At 43.4% G+C, this 21,683-nt stretch carries 17 protein-coding genes; 6 read left to right on the top strand and 11 right to left on the bottom strand.

Features of this window, described 5'->3' with window-relative positions:
- Nucleotides 1-63: 63 nt before the first annotated feature.
- From M2408_RS00085 to M2408_RS00060, 6 genes are all read right to left on the bottom strand, one after another.
- The gene (locus M2408_RS00085) at nucleotides 64-1,308 is read right to left on the bottom strand and encodes an MFS transporter (RefSeq protein WP_259178130.1); all 1,245 of its coding nucleotides are present in this window, start codon (nucleotides 1,306-1,308) and stop codon (nucleotides 64-66) included.
- Nucleotides 1,309-1,619: 311 nt separating this feature from the next.
- Complete coding sequence (locus tag M2408_RS00080) at nucleotides 1,620-2,711, bottom strand: dipeptidase (RefSeq protein WP_259178129.1); 1,092 nt, start codon at nucleotides 2,709-2,711, stop codon at nucleotides 1,620-1,622.
- Between the two features lies 1 nt (nucleotide 2,712).
- Nucleotides 2,713-3,819, bottom strand: a complete 1,107-nt coding sequence (locus M2408_RS00075; protein WP_259178126.1) for a D-TA family PLP-dependent enzyme — start codon at nucleotides 3,817-3,819, stop codon at nucleotides 2,713-2,715.
- Nucleotides 3,820-3,829: 10 nt separating this feature from the next.
- Nucleotides 3,830-4,294 carry a RidA family protein gene (locus M2408_RS00070; protein ID WP_259178124.1) on the bottom strand — a complete coding sequence of 155 codons (465 nt, stop codon included), beginning with the start codon at nucleotides 4,292-4,294 and terminating at the stop codon, nucleotides 3,830-3,832.
- Between the two features lie 33 nt (nucleotides 4,295-4,327).
- The gene (locus tag M2408_RS00065) at nucleotides 4,328-5,656 is read right to left on the bottom strand and encodes a GntP family permease (RefSeq protein WP_259178123.1); all 1,329 of its coding nucleotides are present in this window, start codon (nucleotides 5,654-5,656) and stop codon (nucleotides 4,328-4,330) included.
- Nucleotides 5,657-6,220: 564 nt separating this feature from the next.
- Nucleotides 6,221-7,687 carry an aminoacyl-histidine dipeptidase gene (locus tag M2408_RS00060; protein WP_259178122.1) on the bottom strand — a complete coding sequence of 489 codons (1,467 nt, stop codon included), beginning with the start codon at nucleotides 7,685-7,687 and terminating at the stop codon, nucleotides 6,221-6,223.
- Between the two features lie 127 nt (nucleotides 7,688-7,814).
- Between M2408_RS00060 and M2408_RS00055 the strand changes: the two genes are divergently transcribed.
- Nucleotides 7,815-9,299 (top strand): glycoside hydrolase family 130 protein, encoded by a 1,485-nt coding sequence (locus tag M2408_RS00055; protein ID WP_259178121.1) that lies wholly within the window; start codon nucleotides 7,815-7,817, stop codon nucleotides 9,297-9,299.
- On the opposite strand, the gene M2408_RS00050 is transcribed toward M2408_RS00055, so the two are convergent.
- Entirely contained in the window at nucleotides 9,271-11,484 is a 2,214-nt protein-coding gene (locus M2408_RS00050; RefSeq protein WP_259178120.1) for a glycosyltransferase family 4 protein, read from the bottom strand. The genes M2408_RS00055 and M2408_RS00050 overlap by 29 nt on opposite strands.
- Before the next feature lie 218 nt (nucleotides 11,485-11,702).
- On the opposite strand from M2408_RS00050, the gene M2408_RS00045 reads away from it, so the two are divergent.
- On the top strand, nucleotides 11,703-12,290 hold the full coding sequence (locus tag M2408_RS00045) for a sugar O-acetyltransferase (protein ID WP_259178119.1): 588 nt from the start codon (nucleotides 11,703-11,705) through the stop codon (nucleotides 12,288-12,290).
- Between the two features lie 62 nt (nucleotides 12,291-12,352).
- On the opposite strand, the gene M2408_RS00040 is transcribed toward M2408_RS00045, so the two are convergent.
- From M2408_RS00040 to M2408_RS00030, 3 genes are all read right to left on the bottom strand, one after another.
- Entirely contained in the window at nucleotides 12,353-12,814 is a 462-nt protein-coding gene (locus M2408_RS00040) for a GNAT family N-acetyltransferase (RefSeq protein ID WP_259178116.1), read from the bottom strand.
- Nucleotides 12,814-14,319, bottom strand: a complete 1,506-nt coding sequence (locus M2408_RS00035) for an NAD(P)H-hydrate dehydratase (protein WP_259178114.1) — start codon at nucleotides 14,317-14,319, stop codon at nucleotides 12,814-12,816. Before M2408_RS00035 ends, M2408_RS00040 begins: the two co-directional genes overlap by 1 nt.
- Before the next feature lie 101 nt (nucleotides 14,320-14,420).
- A complete protein-coding gene (locus M2408_RS00030; protein WP_259178112.1) occupies nucleotides 14,421-17,843 on the bottom strand; it encodes a glycosyltransferase in 3,423 nt (1,140 codons plus the stop codon).
- Nucleotides 17,844-18,006: 163 nt separating this feature from the next.
- Between M2408_RS00030 and M2408_RS00025 the strand changes: the two genes are divergently transcribed.
- From M2408_RS00025 to M2408_RS00010, 4 genes are all read left to right on the top strand, one after another.
- Nucleotides 18,007-18,843: a DUF4846 domain-containing protein gene (locus M2408_RS00025; protein ID WP_259178110.1), complete on the top strand. Its 837-nt coding sequence runs from the start codon at nucleotides 18,007-18,009 to the stop codon at nucleotides 18,841-18,843.
- Between the two features lie 257 nt (nucleotides 18,844-19,100).
- Nucleotides 19,101-19,496: a globin domain-containing protein gene (locus M2408_RS00020; protein WP_259178108.1), complete on the top strand. Its 396-nt coding sequence runs from the start codon at nucleotides 19,101-19,103 to the stop codon at nucleotides 19,494-19,496.
- Nucleotides 19,406-20,302, top strand: a complete 897-nt coding sequence (locus M2408_RS00015) for an FAD-binding oxidoreductase (protein ID WP_259178106.1) — start codon at nucleotides 19,406-19,408, stop codon at nucleotides 20,300-20,302. The genes M2408_RS00020 and M2408_RS00015 overlap by 91 nt, the downstream gene beginning before the upstream one ends.
- Nucleotides 20,303-20,390: 88 nt before the next feature.
- Complete coding sequence (locus M2408_RS00010) at nucleotides 20,391-20,855, top strand: Rrf2 family transcriptional regulator (RefSeq protein ID WP_259178104.1); 465 nt, start codon at nucleotides 20,391-20,393, stop codon at nucleotides 20,853-20,855.
- A gap of 607 nt (nucleotides 20,856-21,462) precedes the next feature.
- Here the strand turns inward: M2408_RS00010 and M2408_RS00005 are convergent.
- Nucleotides 21,463-21,683, bottom strand: a 221-nt coding sequence (locus M2408_RS00005) for a hypothetical protein (protein ID WP_259178103.1), incomplete at its 5' end; no start/stop codon positions are given.

Here is a 21,683-nt window from a genome sequence, read left to right as displayed (position 1 = left end):
ACGATAAGTACTTTTGAAGGCCAGTTCAGCGTTTGAGCAGCCTTTTTTATTACTTCGCTAGAATTAATTTATATCTCCTGCTGTCTGTACCGTTTTTTCTTCTTTGAAAAAAACAGCAAACAGCAGCAGACAGAAAAATGAAATTCCAGCCGGTATAAACCATAGGTATTCCCAGAATTGATCTGCATAGGCCACTTTGAGGTAATCTGAAACCCCACCGGCAACCCAGAATCCGATCAACATCCCCACACCATACATCGCAATTGTAATCAATCCCTGCGCCGAAGCTTTATATTTCTCTCCTGCAATCCGATCGGTATAGATCTGTCCGACGACAAACATAAAATCATAACAGATTCCATGTAGAACGATACCTAAGATAAGCAGAAAGGCCTTTTCCTGTCCATCCCCAAAAGCAAAGAACAGGTATCGCAATGCCCATGCGGCAATACCCAATAAAATCATTTTCTTATACCCTAAACGTCTAAAGAAAAATGGAATCAACAGCAAACAGATAGCTTCTGAAAACTGCCCCAACGCCATTTTCGCAGTAGGATTGGGCATACCGACATTGACCAAAAATGGATTGGCATTCTGATAATAGAATGAAATGGGAATACAAATCACAATGGCCGTAACAAAAAAGATCAAGAAACTCTTTTGTTTTAACAGTCCCAGGGCATCTAAACCAATGGCTTTTCCAAAATCAAATTTTTCATCTTTAACCCGTATCTGCGGTGGAGTTTTGGGAAGAAATAGGCTAAACAATGCCAAAAGCAGGGAACAGACCGCTCCCAAAATAAAGGTATTGTGCAGGGTTCCCTGACTTATTGCCTCTGGACTATCCCAACGGAACAAGTAGCTGATCACAAGCCCCGAACAGATCCAACCGATTGTCCCCCATACCCTTACCCCCGGAAAATACTTTTTGGCATCTGCGATATGGCGGAAAGCAATACCGTTGGAAAGGGAAACGGATGACATATAAGCCATGAAATACACAAAGACATAGGGGTAAAAATGGCTGGCATCAGGTGCCTGGGACATCCCATAAAGCAAAGCCGCACCCAATAGATGCAAAACAGAGAGCACCCGCTCCGCATTAAAATAACGGTCTGCGACAAAGCCAACAAAAAAAGGAGCAAATACAGCACCTAGAGACTGCGTAGAAAATATATTGGCAACCTCCATTCCTGATGCATTCAGGGACTTGATCAGGTAGGTGCCTAAGGTGACAAACCAAGCTCCTTTGATAAAATACTCCAAAAACATCATCAAGGATAATTGGAGGCGTAAAGTAAACGTCATAGTGGTTTAGAATTGTTTCTGTTTACGAATATATCATTTATTTAGAGGACATACCCACCGCGAAAGCAGCCTTACATGTAACGATCTGCTTACCATAAGCTGATTTTATCTGCCCTAAATACTTAACCTTGAAGTGACTTTCTAGAGGACTCCCAACCTCTAAAGGTCTAAATCTGTGTTTTCAACGATCATGACCTTAATCATCAACTTTGAAGATAACTATAGTATGCTAAGCATCTCAATAAAACCATAGATATCATGAACTGCTATTACCCAAGGAGGACTTTCTGCTATTCTGGTAAGACTTTCCGTTATTCCGGTAAGGCATCCCGCATAAAATTCAACCAGTTCTGGCTGGCGATTTTTTCAAGATCAGCGCTGCTGTACCCGCGTCGTTTCAATATCCCAAAAACCTTTTGGATATCGGCAATGGTCTCCAGATCGTAAGGACATTGTTCCCGACCAAAGGCTCCATCCAGATCGCTCCCTACCCCAACATGATTGACATTGCCCGCCAATTGACAGATATGGTCGATATTATCGACCATGATTTCCATCGAACAATTGGTAGATTTGGGATCAGATATACCACGTACCCAGTTGGGCACCATCATCCAGGCATCTAAAGCAACGCCGATAACGGCTCCCTTGCCCACCAGAATCTTGATCATCTCATCGCTAAACTGCCGGTTGTGATCCACAAACTTCCGACAATTGTTGTGGCTGGCCCAGATTGCCCCATTGTATCGGCCCACCGCATCCCAAAAAGCATCGTCATTAAGATGTGTTGCATCCAGGATCATCCCCAATCGTTCCATTTCCTGCAATAACTGTACACCTTGCGCATTCAGTTTACCGGAGGAATCGGTTCCATTGGCATATCTCCCCGGCCCATAATGTGCCGGGCCGATCGCCCGCAAACCGTGATTGTAGGCAACTTCCACATGACTGATATCCACCAGAGAATCGGCACCTTCCAAACTCAGCAGGTAACCGATGGGCTTCTTGGAATGATCAGTTCCCTGGGACCATAATGCACGATGTCGATCCAAATCGCTCTTTGTTTTAATCATTTTCATGTGTCCGTCAGCCTCCATGGCCTTGTACCAGGCCAATTGCCCCTGTGTCTGCGCCCAGGCCTGCTCTGCCGAGTACCAACCCGGCAAAGTACTGTCCGGACGGACAAATCGTGCAATCTGCGTGGCTACAACGATACCGATATTTCCTTTGCGTAGCTCCTCAAAAGTAACAGTAGCTTTTGCCCGGTCGGGCTTATCTTCCATCCCCTGCTCCCTTCGGTTCAATTCCTGAATGGGTAGCCGGAGATCTCTATTCCACTCCATAGCATTCATGCTCAAGTCTAAGTGAGCATCAACCACAAAAGGCATTTCAAATTCGTACATATCAATAATTTATCTTTTTACCTCGTGCAAGCACCTTCCAGACCTGATCCACAACGGCATTGTTGACGACCTGCAATTCGTCGTAACAGGCAACTGTAGGACAGATATGCCGCGGCACACAATACAGTTCATCACCTATCTTAAAGTCGGCACTGTCCCTGACTTCAACGACCAGATGTTCTTCGCTCTGCATTTTGATCTCACCGATCCGCTGGTCAAAAAATTTGACACGGGGCTGCGGCGATTCGCTGGCAACAGACTTGTAGCCAAGATCCAAGCAGAGATGCCTGTGATCTACAATGGAAACAACACGTGTCAGCAACACAGCGGCAACTAAAAAGTCCTGTTCGGCATAATTTTCGGCGTAACCAAAATCCCAAAACACAAATGTACCCGGACTGCATTCTACATCACTGCGCTCGGCATGAAACGGAAAACTGGGCGATCCACCGATCACCTTCGTTAATGGAGTGGTCGTGGAAACCTGCGCCATGACATAAGCCATTTCAAGTACACTGTAAGCCTTTTGACTTTGTTGCTCACGTACTTTGTAATCTTTATCGTGGATATGGCCATCGTAGCCGTGCACACCGACCAGTTGAATTCCATCCAATAGCTGAATATCTAACACAAGGCGCTCTATCTGTGCAATAGAAGCTCCGGTACGCCCCATACCGACGTTTACATCGATATAAACTGCGATAGGTCGCCCTTTTTGCACTCCGCATGCTGATAGCTGTAATGCAGAATCGGCATTATCGACCAGACAGGCATAATGTGTATCGGGGAATGCTTCAATCAGCTGCAGCAAACGATCAATCTTGGGTCCCACAGGTTGATAAGCCAACAGCACATCCTTTGCCCCTGCTATACCCAGCAATTCGGCTTCAGCGATGGTTGCACATTTGAATTTGCTGATCCCGCGCTCCAGCATCAGCTGACAGACCTCCTTGCATTTATTGGTTTTGACATGTGGACGTAAACGATCCACACGGCCGTCCACAAACTTCAGTGCACGGTCTATATTCCGAACGATACGATCTGGATACACCAGCAGTGCCGGTGTATCTACCTGATCGACATTTTGTACCCGATACCAAGTTTCCATGATCAGTTCGTTAATATAACTCGAATAGCGCTTCGATTTCGACAGGGATATTATCAGGTAAAGAGCCGAAACCAACTGCACTCCGTGTGCCGATTCCATTTTCTTCACCCCAAACCGCAGCAAACAACTCACTACAGCCATTGATTACCCCAGGATGGTACAAGAAATCGGAGGTACAGTTGACCATACCCAATACCTTAATAACACGCTTAATTTTATTTAATGAACCCAAATTGGTTGTGATCGTCGATAGCATCGTCAAGCCTACCTGTCTGGCCGCAAGTTTCCCTTCCTCGGGACTGATATCGCTACCAATCCGTCCTATAATCAGGGAAGCATCATCCTGTACCGGCCCATGTCCAGAAAGATAAAGATACTTTCCATCAATAACGTATGGTTTATAGACACCTTTAGGTGCTGGTGCTGGTGGTAATGTCAAACCTAATTTCTCAAATTGTTCATCTGCGTTGTACATCGTGAATGATTTTAAAGTTTAAAAATATAATAGCTAATATAAAATTATTTGCAATAGCAAAACAGCAACAAGTCCGACGATGGAAACAATTGCTTCCATAATCGACCAGGAGAATAAGGTATCCTTGACGCTCAGGCCAAAATACTCCTTAAACAACCAGAAGCCTGCATCGTTGACATGGGAAAACATGAGACTTCCCGCCCCGATTGCCAATACCATCAGATTGGGATCAACCTTACCCGCTGTAACAATGGGTAATAAAACTCCCGCAGCGGTCAATGCAGCAACTGTTGCTGACCCCACACAACCTCTAATGACCGCAGTAATTAACCAGGCTAACAACAAAGGTGAAATAGGAAGTTGCTGTAAGGTATTGGCCAACAAAAGGCTCACACCACTATCCTCCATAACCTGCTTGAAAACTCCAGATCCGGCAATAATCAATAAGATCATCGCAATATCCTTGACTGCTGACTCATAGATCGACATAACTTTGACCATCGAACGGCCAAGTTTCAATCCCAATAAGTAGGTGGCCACAACGATCGCAATGACCATGACCACTGTTGTGCTGCCGATAAATTTCAACCAGCGCTGTACGTTGGCATCATCGGTATGGTATATATAAGGTATAAGGGTAAATAAGATAATCAATAGGACGGGTAACAAGGCAACGACCAAACTGGTACCAACCGTAGGCTGCTTGTACTCCTGTTGATCGACTGTTTTTTCCTGCCGGAAGATTGATTCTTGACTCGGGAGCATATTCCGTAGTGATCGGCCAAAAATAGGACCACCTAATATGATAGCGGGAATGGCAATCAGAATACCATATATCAGGGTCAGTCCCATATCCGCATGAAAAAGTGCGACCAGCGCAACTGGTGATGGATGGGGAGGAATAAATCCATGGGTGACCGATAATGCGGCCAGCATGGGCAGTCCAATATATACGGCCGGAAGCTTGTATCGATAAGAAATCGAAAAAATCAGCGGTACCAACAGCACGAAACCAATCCCGTAGAACAACGGAATGCCCACAACAAAACCGGTCAGCATCAGGCCCCACTGCAGGTATTTCTCCCCCATCAGTCGAACCATCTGCACAGCGATGATTTCAGCAGCACCACTTTCGGCAACAATCTTGCCCAACATGGCGCCCAGCACAATAATCAGGGTCAGGCTTCCCATAACCCCTGCAATACCTTTTTCAATGGTACCGACCAATTGATCCGGCGCAATACCCAAACACAGTCCGCTGAGAATAGAAACGAATAAAAAAGAAAGAAACGCATTAATCTTAAAATAAGTAATGCATAGGATGAGCAAACAAATGCTGATTACAATGAGGATTATGGTCATTATATCAATATTAGGTCCACCCCTCAATAGAGAGGTTTAATAAAATTTTGGTCTAGTAAATCATTTTTTCATCCTGAAAATACAATTATTTTTCGTTTTCTGCAAGGAAAGTGAAAAATAATTGAAAATATCGCCATATACGACTATAACGACAGCCGCTGTTTTTTTAAAGCATCGAATGTTGGAACTACTTACCTACTTGGGGCCATGAAAAAACGAGGGTGATTTTTTTTAAATGCGTAGGACAAAATATAAAGTTGGCTCCTAATATTTAAAAGGCAGGCTCGTAAAAGACAGACCCGCGAAAAAAAATGGAGCTCTATTGAATTAATAAGAAAACGGGATGGGTACGACCTGAATCTGCGGGGTTTGGGAAATCCTCGCAGCGATAAAGAAAAAGGGCGACCTAAGAGAAAGCATCCCAAGAAAAAGGCTGTCCAAATTATTGAACCGTACCCACAGATTTAGTTTAAAACCTTTGTAGTACAGTTCAACTTTTCAAACAGCCCTTTGTATATTGATACGATGATCTAAGTTGCTAGTGCAGCAAAAGAGAACAGCAACTTACTTACGCGGAATCTCTTTTAGAATTTCGAGCACAAAACTCCAATATTTCTGAACAGAAGATATCGAAGCGCGTTCTGCCGGTGAGTGCGCCCCTAATATCGTTGGACCAAAGGAAATCATATCCATACTGGGATAATTGGTTCCCAATATACCACATTCCAATCCAGCGTGACAGGCCACAACTTCTGGGGCCTCCCCGTGTTGTTTTGTATAAATGGATTTAAGCACCTCTAAAATTTCAGAATTTGGATTGGGTGCCCATCCCGGATAATTTCCGGAGAATGCCACATCAAAACCGCCTAATTCAAAGGCTGCCTGTAATGAATAGGCTAGATCAAACTTGGACGTTTCAACCGAAGACCGGGTCAAACATTTGATTGCAATCTGCTCCGCTCCGACCTCAACTTTAGCGATATTATTGGAAGTTTCAACAAGATCCTCGAAATCTGCACTCACCCGATATACACCATTCAACGCCGCATAAACGCAATTAATTAAATTCTCCTGTACACGGACAGGAACAACTGTCGTCCATACTGCATCCGTTGGTTCCACCAAGATTTCCATAACCGGTTCAGTCGTCGCAAACTCGATTTTGATAGCCTGAGCCAATTGTGTTAAAGCCTCAACAAAAGCTGCCGATTTATCTTTGCTAACAACAACCTTGGCTACACTCTCCCTTGGGATTGCATTACGAAGGCTTCCACCCAATAACGATGCAATACGTAAGCCATAGCGTTCATTTGCCTTGAACAGTAGACGGTTCATCACCTTATTCGCATTTGCAAAGCCCTTATGGATATCCATACCTGAATGTCCGCCATGCAACCCTTTTACTGTAAGTTCAAAAGATACGGTATCTGAAGGACAGGCTTCTGCGATATAGGATTGCGTTGCCGTAACATCAATACCACCCGCACAACCGATGTCTATCTCATTGTCATTTTCAGTATCAAGGTTCAATAGGATCTCGCCTGACAACACACCACCTTTTAATCCCAAAGCCCCGGTCATTCCAGTCTCTTCATCAATGGTAAACAAAGCTTCAATCGCTGGATGAACAATTGTTGTCGACTCTAAAATAGACATGATCGTAGCTACACCCAGCCCATTATCTGCCCCCAAAGTAGTTCCTTCGGCTTTTACCCAGTCACCATCGACATACATTTTGATCCCTTCATTATCGAAATCAAAAACAGTATCGTTATTCTTTTGGTGAACCATATCCAAGTGCGATTGCAACACCACAGTTTTGCGATCTTCCATTCCTGCACTTGCTGGTTTCTTGATCAGCACATTACCTATTTCGTCTACACTGGTTGCTAAGCCCAGGTTTTTTCCGAAATCTACCATAAATGCAATCACACGCTCTTCTTTTTTCGAAGCCCGTGGAACAGCATTTAAAGCAGCAAAATTTTTCCAAATTGCTTTTGGTTCTAATTTATCTAAACTATTTTCCGCCATATCTAAAAATTTGTACCCGCCAAAGTTACTCCATTTTTACAATATATCCCCCTTTATCGGAAGCTTATAAAAACAAAATCCCTTCGCTGATCGTTCTTATAAGAGTGTAAACTTGAAAAATACTGACATGCACAAACCCGTAAAAGTAGAGCGAAAAGACATTTATTTCAAACCGGATAAGAAAAGGGTACTGGCAAGGTTCTTCTCTCTCGGTGAGGAGCGTACCATCAAGGTCATCAAACGTGCACTGGATCTGACCGAATCCGAGCGTAAAGAGGTTTTTGGCCAGGTTCTTCGGAGCTACACAAAAAGACATCGTAGTATTATCAATATTTTCGAACGTAATTTTGAGCGCGTGAGTTACTTACTGGAAAAAATTCCTTTTCCAAAGGAAAAACTCAGTCAATTGGACAAACTGCTGATCGGCTCTTACTTTACGATGGAATATTCCATTGAGTCGGCGGCCCTTTTTAACCCCTCCATCGTAGAACATCCGGATCAGACCGAGCTCTTTAAGGGTGAAAAACGGGTGATACTCAGTTTTCGGGCCACAGGTGAAGGCCATGTATCCTCGATTGTATTTCGGGCCGGAACACTTGATCTGGACAATAATATTCACATAGATTACATCGGTAATTTGTTGGATAAACCTATTCAGGTCAAAAACCACCGTTACCATAAAGAATCTTTCTTAAAGAAGATGAACGAGCTTCATGCCGAACCTACTGAAGTCAAGACGAAACTTGAGCAGAAATTAACAGCAACATTTACTTATGAAGAACTCAAACGTTATATTGACGAGGTCAGGCAGGACAGTGAGGAAAATCTAGAAAACATCACTTTTCTGCAGCAGGCACTCTGGTTGGCCTCATCGCATTATGAAATGACCTTTTCGCTGGACACCTCCATTTCCGAACGTGTGATCTTCCCGATTGCTGACACCGAAAAAAGAGGAATCGAAGACGCCCGCTTCGTGCAGTTCAAAGATGAAAAGGGCGAAAGTGTCTACTATGCCACCTATACGGCCTACGACGGTTTTAGTATCCTCCCCAAGCTTTTGACCACGAAGGATTTCTATCACTTTAAAGTGAAACCGATCTATGGCGAGATCGCCAATAAAGGCGCAGCGCTCTTTCCCCGAAAAATCAATGGACGATACGCGATGCTCTGTCGGATAGACGGTGAAAACAACTATATTGCTTATTCACATAACATTAATATCTGGCAAGAAACCGCCATACGTATCCAACAACCGGAATATGCGTATGAATTTGTGCAGATAGGCAATTGTGGATCACCAATAGAGACCCAATATGGCTGGCTGATTTTGACCCATGCTGTCGGACCGATGCGAGAGTATGTCCTCGGCGCTGCCCTGCTGGATCTGGACAACCCACATGTAGAAATAGGCCGCCTGCACAGCCCTTTGATGACTCCCAATGACGAAGAGCGGGAAGGCTATGTACCGAATGTTATTTATTCCTGTGGCGCACTGGTTCATAACGAACAGCTTATTTTGCCCTACGCGATGTCCGACTATGCATCGACGTATGCAACCATCAATCTGGAAGAACTCCTACTCGCTATTTTGAATCCTGAGCGCTATCAATAAAGGCGCGGTAAACCACGATATAAGCGAGGTAAAAACAGAGTGTACTTTCAGCCCCTTGATTTCGGTTGATTCCATAGGATTCAAGGCCATCACAACATCCCTTGGTCTCCTCATCATACAGGCCTAGTTTTAAGTCATTCTCACCTAAAAACCAGCGAAAGGATGCAATCATACGGGCAAAATATACTTTTTTGTTGGTGAGTCTAAAGGCCTCACGGTACATAAATACCATTGCCGTGACATCGAGGGGCTGCTGGCCAAATTTGCTGATATGCTTACCCTGTTTTGCCCATTCCTGATTCCCGACCAAAGAAAGACCTCCGTTCTGAACGGTAATACCCTCCAGGAATGTAAGGGTCAGCAAGCCTAATTGCTTCACAGCCTCATCATTTAGAAATGGATAGGCCGTCAATAAGGCATAGGGCAAAATGGCATTGTCATAAGCCAGTACCGGTTCAAACCATTGCCAACTGTCGTCCGAGCTTGCCTCATATTCTTTGATCAACTTTCCGATCAGCTCCCGCATTAGTTCGACCATACCTTCGTCATTCGACTGATGATGCAAGTACTCTGCAATTCCGAGTATGGTATAGGCAATAGCACGGTTGGACCGCAGCTGCTTAAAATGGGGTACGGACCTGAAAAACAACTCATGCCCCAACTGATAATAACTTGTCAATTTCGTTTCGCGAAGGAGTACACCCAAAGCCCAGACTGTTCGACCAAAAGAATCTTCAGAACCCACTTCATCCAGAAAATTATGCTGAAAACTCATGAAATTATGAAACAATCCGTCTTCGCGCTGATGATAATAGATATAACTCAAATAAGTGGAGATACGACGATCATGACGTTTGTCAGCAAAGTCAGGCTGAGCCAATAGCGTCACCAGTAGGGCCCGCGCATTATCGTCCAGGCAATAACCTTCCTTATAATTAGGCAGTGAGTAGGTCGCATGTTGCAGTATGCCGACCTGGTTGGTCAGACGATCAATATGCTTCCAGCTGAATTTGGGCATTTCATCTTTGGAAAATGTCACGTTTTCCTTAAAGCCATCAAGCGAAGGAACTACTTTATCCAAAAGTCGGGAATAGCGGAGCCCGATATTTCGCCAGGTCATTTCTTTACCAAAGACCCGGGCATTGTCCCGCAGCGTCATGCGATATTCCTGATTGCTAAATAGTGCTGCCAAGGTCGTTGCCATTAATGCTGGATTCTTAAATTCGACCAGTACACCCCGACCATCAGCCAATAACTCCTTGGCATGCCAATATGGAGTAGATACCACTGCTGCTCCTGCTCCAATGGCATACGATAATGTGCCACTGGTGATCTGGGCTTCATTGACGTAGGGCGTGACATACACATCACAGGCAGATAGATAGGTCACTAGATCGGACTGGCTCACAAAAGAATTGACAAATTGGACATGATCTTCCAAATGGTATGCATCGACCATGCTCTTTAGGTATTCACGGTATTCTTCACCGGAATGGGCAAGCACATTGGGGTGTGTCTTGCCAACGATCAAATAAATAAGATCGGGTTCGTTTTTAACGACCGTAGCAAGTGACTCGATAACTGTTTCGATTCCTTTATTGCGCCCTATAAACCCGAAAGTCAGTAAAATCTTTTTCCCGGAAAATCCCTTTTTCTCTTTTGCTTCCTCCTGACTAAGATGAAATTCGGGCACACCATGATGGATGAGCCTAACTTTTGCCGTATTGACCCGATAGACAGATTTCAACAGTGTAATTGCATAATTACTCATGACAACAACAATCGAAGCCCGTTTGACTATTTCAATTAAAATTGCTTTTTCATCTACATTTGGTTTTTCCAGGATGGTATGTAAATTGACCAGCAAAGGAATATGAAGTGCATTAATAAGCGAAAGAATATACATACCGCTATTTCCGCCGAAAATACCATATTCGTGTTCCAGGATAACGCAATCGTAACCATTGTTGTTGATGTAGTCTGCAGCCGCGATGTAAGAAAGCTGCTGCTGTTGATCTATGGTGAAAACCACCTCTCCAGGATAAGCATAGTCGCGGTCCGCAACGGCAATAACGTGCTGGATCAAATCCTGGTTGTGTAAGGCCACAGCATGTAACAGATCCGAGGTGAAGGTGGCAATCCCACATTCTTTGGGCAGGTAAGTACTGATATAAGCGATTTTCATTGAAATGATTGTTTTGAATAAAAGCCTTTTGTGAGGGTAATAGCATTCGTGTGTTCCATTATCTAAATGCTTTTCAACAGCAAATTGTTTGTAAAGAGTATGTTATTTAATCCGGAAGGAGTAAATTTCGCGGATAAATAGCTTCCTTAAATTTTATACGCCCATGTGGAGCCTGAAAAACTTCCTGTATATTTGCGCCAGATCAAAATATTGACTGAATGAAATCACCCAAGGAGAAAATGATTGCGGGCATCCCTTATATTGATACGGATGGACAGCTATTTAAGGAAAGACAATATGCAAAGGAAGAGCTCAAACGTTTCAATGACTCCGAACCGAAACAGATCAAATTCAGAAAACAGATTATCCAAAAGCTATTTAAAGCGACCGGTACCCGTTTCTTTTTGGAACCACCATTCCGTTGCGATTACGGTTACAATATTTCAATAGGTGAAAACTTTTACAGCAATTACAACTGTACCATTTTGGATGGGGCTCCGGTGACAATCGGTGAAAACGTATTGTTTGGTCCGAATGTCAGCCTTTTCACCGCCGGTCATCCGATTTATTTTGAAACAAGAAATCAAGGCTGGGAATTTTCGGCCCCTATTGTCATAGAAGATAATGTATGGATCGGTGGTCAGGTCGTTGTTAACCCCGGTGTCCGTATCGGCAGAAATGCAGTGATCGGATCGGGTTCGGTGGTGACCAAAGATATACCGGCAGATGTCGTTGCCGCTGGAAATCCATGTCGTGTCATCCGGTCGATTACAGCCGCAGACCGTATTGATTATACAAGTATTTAGACGGCATAAAGATATCGTTTACTAGCAAACCAAGGTCATCATGTACCTGATGATCGTTGTTTTTAGATACTTCGCCACGCGTAGCGGACATGATTTGCATTATTCTCAACATCTCGCTGTAGACAATACGAGCTTGAGGGCAATCGGTCCGGCTTACCTGATTCTTTCATCATGACAAATCCATTTCGTATCCAAAAATGATGCTGCTCCGAAGTCGCCCGAACAAAAAGACTACGACCTTCAACTGTTTTAACAAATTGGAGTGCATAACGAAGTAGCGCGCTACCTGCCCCCTGTTTTCTAAAATCGGGGTGAACGGCAAAATAAAGAATCTCATAATCCCCTTCCGAGCACAGTAAGGTAAGTATACCAACAACCTCGTCACCACTATAAGCTGCGAAATGAGCCGCTTCAAAATCCCCATCAAGCATGACCTCCGACAGTTGCCCTTTGGCACTGAACACCTCCTTTCGGAGCTTCCAGGTGCGAGCCGCAAATACCTGCTCGATATACCAATCTGTCATCACTGTATTTCGAGTTCTAAAAATGCCGCTGGAAGGTAACGAATAATGTCTGAAGGCAATAAGGAATAAACGCCAATCGAAGTTACCGCAATATCAGCTGCCCTTCCGTGAACGTATACTCCCATAATCAGTGCTTCCCGGGAGGAATAGCCCTGACCGATCAAAGCGGTCAATATCCCTGTCAAAATATCTCCGCTGCCACCCGTCGCCATTCCTACATTGCCGGTGCTATTGAAATAAATTACTCCCTCAGGTGTAACCATGGCACTGTTGGCCCCTTTGATCAAAACGTACAACTGGTATTGTGCTGCAAAGGCCTTCACCTTATCCATCTTTTCAAAGTCATTCTGCCAAGTCCCCACTAATCGACTTAATTCTTTGGGATGTGGAGTCAATATACTTTGTTTCGGAACGAACTGCCATAGTTCGGATTGTTGCGCCAAAATATTCAATGCGTCAGCGTCTAATACCAAAGGGGTATCAAGACTCTGCGTAATAAACACCTTAAAAGCATCAATCGTAGGTTGGGCTGTCCCCATACCAATGCCGATACCGATGGATTGAAAGCTATGCACATCAGGAAACTGTGTGATCAGCTCGTCGTCGGGGTCAGTAATTACCATCGCTTCGGGGACGGCAGTCTGAATACTTGTATAGCCACAGGATGGTATATAAGCAGAAGCCAAACCACAGCCCGCACGCAAAGCAGCCTTTAAGGCCAATTGCACAGCGCCTATCTTGCCCTTACTCCCTCCGACGATCAGACTATGCCCGAAGGTTCCTTTGTGATCAAATTTATTTCGTTTCCGATAGAACGACCCGAGCAAAGCTGAATCGACATAGTGAAAAGCGGTATCAGCCTGGTCAAAAGCCGTTGGGCTCAGCCCAATATCCAATACGCGAAATGCTTTGACCCTAAATCTATTCTCAGGCATTAACAGCCCCAATTTAGGGGACTGAAACGTATACACCAGATCTGCCTCCACCACTATTGAATCCCTGGGTGTAGTTTCGTCACTTAAAAGACCTGAAGGCATATCTATCGCATAGCGTGGTCCATCACAATAATTGATGGCTGCAATGAGATTCCGCCAGTCTTCATTCAGCGGGTATTTCAATCCGTAACCAAACAGACAATCCAACACAATTGCCCCTCCTGGAATATGAACCTGACTTTCAGTACTGATTTTTTGGATAAGATGAGCAGGCAACCGGTTTTGGTTTGCTAAGTTATCCGCTGAATAATCCGGCGTATCAATTAAATAAATGCTGACCTCAGCTTGCTGTTGGGCCAGGAGCCTGGCCAGCACCAGTCCATCGCCACCATTATTACCTTTACCACAAAAAATACAAAAAGAGTGCTGCTCCAAGCTTGGATGCTGCTGCTTGATTGCTTCAAAAACAGCGGTCGCTGCCCGCTCCATCAAGTCAAGGCTACTGATCCCCTCATCTTGCATTGTTTGTCTATCCACCCAGCTCATCTGGGCTGCCGAAAGTATTTTCATGTTTATCTTCCTTTTTTGCGAATCATGTCCTACTCGACTATGAAAACAGATTCTCCCGTTCTAAATTACTTAGAAAATGGGGTACCACCAAGATCTAGTCCCTATTCGCTGACCGTTACCTCCCGCACTCCCCCAGTTCGCTTCAATGTACCCCAGGTATTCAATTCACCTTTAATAGCCTTTCTGACCGATTTGAATAGCACAAAATACATCAGTTGTCGCCAGAAAAAACGCTGTGGAAACAGGTAGATCAAATTTTTCATTTTCTCACCTTCCATCCGAAAAGCAATCCCGGCAAAGAAAATATCCACGAATACAAATAAAAAGTAATAAAACATGACCTGACCAAAACCATTATGCAGGGAGAACAAACCGGCGAGCCCTGTCCAGCTGATTCCATTGACTTCACTTAGCGAAAACAGGCCACTGATCAAGGAAAACAGCATAAATAGATCTGCCAATGGCGCAAATAAGGGCAGGATAATCTGAAAAATCAAGATATTGGGCATACCAACCATACCAAAATATCCGTATCGGGGGTTTAACAAGGTATTCTTATTTTTCCAGAAACTTTGCAGCACGCCAAAACTCCAGCGGAAGCGTTGCTTGAAAAGCATTTTTACAGTATCCGGAGCTTCGGTGAATGCAACCGCTTCTGCCGAGTTTCGTACGGTATAACCGGCCTTCAGTATACGCATGGTCAGATCACAGTCTTCGGCCAATGTATCTGTTGTAAACCCACCGACTTCCAAAATGACGGATCGCCGAAAAGCGCCGATTGCACCGGGAACGACCGAAATCATATTGAGCAGATCAAAAGCCCTTCTATCCATATTCTGCGAAGTGATATATTCGATAGCTTGCCAATGCGTTAACATATTGTGTACATTACCGACTTTCACACTACCGGCAACAGCAGCAACCTGATCTTTATTGAAATACTTCATCAACATCCGCAAAGCGTCAGTCTTCAACTGCGTATCTGCATCTATACAGAGTACAAAAGCCGCATCGGACTGTTGGATGCCATAATTCAGCGCCGAGGCTTTACCGCCGTTGGGTTTTGTAAACAACCTGACCTTTGGATGGTCGCCATAGACCTTACTCACAATTTCGAAGGTTTTATCTTTGGATCCGTCATCAACAAAAATCAGTTCATAGGCTGGGTAATCGAGATGAAGCAGGCTTTTGATTGTCGCCAAAACGGTCACCTCCTCATTATAGGCTGGGATAATAATACTGACCTTTTCCTGTGGATCCGATATCAATTCCAATTGTTCCTTCCTATTTTTTCTTTTTTGTCGTATGGCCAGATAGGCAATCATGACTGTACGGAAGATCGCCAATACAATCGCTAGTGAGAAAATCAGGTTAAGAAAGATATTTCCGTAAAACAATGTTCCTAAAAAAAGTCGATTGGATGATCCGCTGAACCCCGAATCCGATGCATTTTGCACGGGCGGCATTAGCTCATCGCGTTTCTTACCCATAAGGTCTCCGATCGTCGCAAATTTATAACCATGTGCTTTGAAATAATGAATAATACGGGGTAGTGCCTCAATAGTAGCCTCCCGATTACCGCCAGCATCATGCAGCAGGATAATATTACCATTATCACGTTGTTTTACAACTTCATTATAAATTTCATCCGCAGTACGACCGGGAAGCCAGTCATTGGGATCAATATACTCACCGACATTAATGTAGTTTTCCTTTCGGCTCTGGGCGACCGGAAGAATTTCAGCGACAGTCTGCGGTTCTGCATCAGCATTAAACGGTGCACGAAACAGAATCGTGCTATGCCCGGTAATACATTCAATGATCTTCCGAGTTGCATTTAACTCAAATTTTACCCGATTGGGACCTATTGTTGACATATCGGGATGGAAAAAAGTATGATTCCCAAGCTCATGCCCCTGCTGATATTCTTTACGTACCAGATCCATATTTTTTTCGGCCATAACCCCCACAAGAAAAAATGCTGCCGGAACATGCTCTCTTTTTAAAATATCCAAAACCTCGGGTGTATATGTAGGATCAGGGCCATCATCAAAAGTCAATACGACGGTGTTGTCCCTTTCGCCAAAACGCTTAATCACATAATTACTCGGCGTCTTGACATATTGTTGATCCTCGATCAAACCATTAGCCGGATTGTATGCAAATTTTACCAATCCGGGCTCGGGACTATTCACCAAATCCAGAATCTCACCATCACCGATATATTGTATCCCCCCGACCTTGATTTTGCTTATTTTTTCAAAATCAAAAGGCTCCTTGGCCAAATGATCATGATCCAAAGATCTCGAGATAAAGGACCATAAACGAGCATCTTCACTTCCCAACCGCCAAAGTGCTATACCCGCCAATCCCCAATCGTCGGCTTTGCGGATCAGATTGAAGTAGGTGGCAGCATCCGTGAAATAGACATCATGGCGCATGCCGGTGCCATCCCTGTAACTAAAATTAAGATTCGCTGACTCCCGATCGAACCGAATGTTTGCATTGTAATTATGTGCCAGGATAACCGCATTGTCATAGGTCAGCGTCTTGCCCACTTTTCCAGCTGGCCAATCGTATCCATAACAGGCCAACGCCAAAATCACTTTATCTGCATCCACCTTACTGCACAGCTCATCCAGGTTCTTTTCGACCCAAGCCTGGTGGGAAATCGCACCGGCATTACTTTCGATGGAATGCTGATCATAGGCCATTAAAATGATGTAATCATTGTATTTTTGTAGCGAAATGGGATCATAATCATCATTTTCGGGTGAAATATCCTGTGAAACCAGTAAACCTTCGCTATGAAAAACCTGATAGATTCGCGCCATAAAATCGTTTAAAGGTTTACGGTCATCCAGTTGAAGGTTTTCAAAATCGATATTGATGCCTGAAAAACCATTCCGCTTTATTTTGATTAAAATATCATCAATAAAACGTTGCTGTTTTGCTGGATCTGAAAGTATTGTCCGTACAGTCTGTCCATCAAAGTCATTGCCGCTGAAATTGGAAATTTGGGCAATTGCCTTCCGTTTATATTGATGGATCACATTCAGAGCAGCGGTATCGGCTTTATCGACAATGGTATCCTGACCGGGCACCGTAAAAAAGGACTCCATGGCAACCATATCCAGATGTCCTATGTTTCGCCTGAGGTCTGACAAAGATTGCTGACGAACTTCATTGGACCAAGAACTCACATAAAAGCCCATGTTAATCCTATTTTTATTGCCAAGATGCTTCATATGTTTCAGCTCCCGGTCGCGTTTAATCTTTTCAAGTTCCGATCTGACGACCGTAAACTCCTTAAACTGTTTCGAGTTTTTCAACTTTGCGGTAGATTTTGCCGTCAAAGGTGCATTTGTATTGATTGTTGGGAATGGAGGCACCTGGATCTTGCCCAGGGTATAGACAACGCATACGATGGCTACGATCATTCCGATAATCAGTGCCCTGCTCATCCATGAAAAAGCGTACCAACGCTTTTTGCTCGACGTCTGAAAAATCTGTTTTTCTGACATAAAATATTGCGATTAACTTCGGCTAAGCTACATCAGAAAATGATCCAAAACACTCATCTACAGCTTAAAAATTTCTTAATTTTACGGAACTCCCCAACCTGGACACTCTGCCGAATTTTGACTATCTTAGTAAGATCGGTAACACTGACTTAAAAACTCTGATATGACAACAACATACCTGCTATTATCCATCCTATCCTTACAAGCTCTTATCGGCTGCGGACAGTCTAATTCAGCAGTATCCCAACCGAAATCCAAAGACCTAACTGTGGAGACCAGCGATCCTGACGGGAGACAGTTTATTGATCCAAAGGGAATGACTGTCAAATCAAGAATCTTATTGCCTGCAGGTTTTGAAAGACTCAGCTACACGTCAAAAGATTTCGGTAGTTTTCTCGAAAACCTTCCATTATACCCCATTGATCATGAGGTACGTTATTATAACGGAAAAATTAAGCCCCGAAACAACATCTATAATAGCGTTATAAAACTCGATATCGGCAAACGCGACCTGCACCAATGTGCCGACGCAGTCATGCGATTACGGGCAGATTACCTCTACCAGCAAAAGAGATATCAGGATATAAAATTCAATTTTCTCTCCGATGGAAAACCACGTACCTATACAGATTATGCGAAAGGAGACTATTCGTATCCAAAATATTGGAAGTATATGGAGTATATTTTTGCCTATGCCAACACGGCTTCTTTACATGATGAGCTTCCTAATGTAAAATCGGCGACAACTGTCAAAATCGGCGACACTTTCGTACAGAAAGGCTCCCCCATTGGCCATGCGATTATCGTCGTTGATCTTGCAAAAAATAAGGAAGGCAAAACAATTGTATTACTTGCCCAAAGCTATATGCCTGCGCAGGAAATACAGCTATTGAACAATTGGAACAATGCAGCGTTAAGCCCTTGGTACGATATTGACAAAGATGTGATCAATACCCCAGAATGGACTTTTTATGCCCGTAACCTGAAAACCTGGAAATAGTGTCATCATCCTGAAAATTCTTTCAGCACTTCTTGAACAATAAAACCGGATTACAGTCTACGTAGTTATACGAGTTTGTGAGCAAATTAAATAAAAGATATTTTTGTCTTTTATTTAATTTTACTATTTTTGCTTACGATAGTCATTTGCAAATGTACCCTATCAAGGAGTATTAACAGCCTCTAAAAGAGGTAAAATCACATTTCATTCCTTTTTTTAATAAAATAAAAGACAAAAAGGTATTTAAATATTTCATTATGATTACCGAAACACAGAAAGATCTAATCAAAGGCACTATACCCGTTTTGAAGGAGCATGGTGTTGCGCTAACCAGTCATTTTTACAAACGCATGTTTACGCACAGTCCTGAGCTCAAGCATATATTCAATATGGGGAATCAGCAAAATGCGAAACAGCAAACAGCATTGGCCACTGCTGTATTGGCTTATGCGGAGCATATTGACAATCCCAGTGTACTACTATCCGCTGTCAAACACATCGGACAAAAACACAGTAGTCCAATATTCGTCCTGAACATTATCAGATTGTTGGCAAGCACTTATTGGCTTCCATCGAGGAGGTATTGGGCGATGCTGCTACAGATGAACTCATCGAAGCATGGAAAGTTGCCTACTTTCAATTGGCCGACCTGATGATCGGTATCGAAAAAGAAATGTACGACCAAATGATCCAAAACGAAGGTGGCTGGACAGGCTGGAAACCTTTTAACATCGTTAAAATCGTTTCGGAGACTGCGGAAATCCAGTCAATTTACTTAGCACCTACTGATGGCGGTCAACTTCCAAAACATACTGCCGGTCAATATGTAAGTGTACGAGTATATCTACCTGAGCTTCACCTTTACCAGCCGCGGCAATACAGCCTATCCGACGCCAGTAACGGTCAGTACCTTCGTATTTCTGTTAAAAAAGAAACTCCCCTGGGAAAACCGGAAGGCATGGTCAGTAACTACTTACATCAATACTTTCAGGAGGGAAAACAGCTGGAATTGACAGCACCTACGGGCTCCTTTAACCTGATTGAGAATGAGCATCCGCATGTGTTTATCAGTGGCGGAGTCGGCCAGACTCCGTTGATGGCCATGCTGGAACAACTTATCAGGGCAAAGGGACAAAATGCAGTGACATGGATTCATGGCTGTAGAAATAGCGATTTACACGCATTTAAAGACAGACTCAGGACACTTGAGGCACAACATGAGCATATCAGATGCTTCTCGTTTTACGATGAAGTCCAGGAAGGCAACAGCGGTAATCTCCCGGGCTGGGTAGATCTGGCTAAAATCGACTCGGATCATCTGCCACAAAAAGCCAATTACTACTTGTGCGGCCCCTCGGGTTTTATAGAAAAACACTTTCAGTATCTGATCGGCCAGGGTATCCAAACTGAACATATTCATTTTGAAGAGTTTGGACCAGCATCCCTACAGCTCAACTAGGCAGCAGTGATAGCCATCCGTAAATTTTCCATGGATTGCGGATGGCTATTCTTGATTTTGTACCTTTGTGGAAAAGCAAGAATAGATTATGGGTATTTTTTCCAAAACATGCGAATATGGTCTTCGCGCAGTTTTTTTTATTGCACAGAGTTCACAAGAAAACAAACGCGTCGGCATAAAAGAAATCGCCGAAAATATCCATTCTCCTGAGGCCTTTCTCGGAAAAATCCTGCAAAATTTAAGTCGTGCCGGTATTATTCGTTCCATGAAAGGACCTGGTGGCGGATTCTATCTGGATGCATCCGATATGTCTACCCCTTTGTCAGATGTGGTTAAAGCAATTGATGGGGAGAACCTTTTTGTGGGCTGTGGAATGGGGCTGGAGTTCTGCTCCGAACAATATCCCTGTCCGCTACATCATGAGTTTAAAAGTATTCGCAATAGCCTATCGGAGATGCTTCAAAAAACGACTGTTGGCCAGTTCAATGATGACCTCATAAAAGGAAAAATCCTACTGACAAAATCCAAAATTACGCCAGACCAGGACAACTAAAGCGCCACTCAAAAGTGGACGACATAGGTCCAAAATAACATATTTTTCACCCCATTTTGGATGCCTTCCCAGGATTCCAATTGTCGCTGCAGTCTTTAACGCCCTATCTTTATTGAGATTTCTTATCATAAATAAAAGAAACAAATAAACTTCATAATTATATTGATATAAAGCAATTTAAACAAACCAAAAACACCAACAAACCAGTATTCAATCTCTTTTTGATCTTATAGCTATAACAGCAGGTACTGAAGCCGCCTCTCCCTAAAAAGAACAGCTATAAAGAATTCCCTCACACCATTACCTACCTTCCAATACCGTCTGCATTAAATAGCTGTAAACGATACGTTAATCAAGAATAAGTCCGTGGATGAGTAGGTCCATTTGCGAAAAAATGCTAAAATTGCAGCGTTCAAAAGCGCATTTCTTATGGGTTAAAACCACATAGACCATGCGCATCATTGGTCAAAATTGTCTTCTACCAGAGTTTTCACTCCTTGACACCAAATTCATAAAACTAAATCATATTATCATTTAAAATAGAATACTTTACAAACGTTACATAAATAAAAAAATAACTTATAAAACACAGTAAAAACTACGGTTTTCAAGTAAAAAAAGGTATGGATAAAATTCTATCCACACCTTTTTCTTCAATACAACAACCTTCCCTACATCGAGTCCATCTAAAAATATCATCTTTCAAATGCTGTATATTTCTACTACACTTTGCTTGCTTGCTTGCTTGCTTGCTTGCTTGCTTGCTTGCTTGCTTGCTTGCTTGCTTGCTTGCTTGCTTGCTTGCTTGCTTGCTTGCTTGCTTGCTTG

This window comes from Sphingobacterium sp. BIGb0165 (assembly GCF_024810095.1).
GTDB classification, from domain to species: domain Bacteria; phylum Bacteroidota; class Bacteroidia; order Sphingobacteriales; family Sphingobacteriaceae; genus Sphingobacterium; species Sphingobacterium detergens.
The sequence above is the reverse complement of the archived record's forward strand: the minus strand, read 5'-3'. Positions and strand labels throughout refer to the sequence as shown.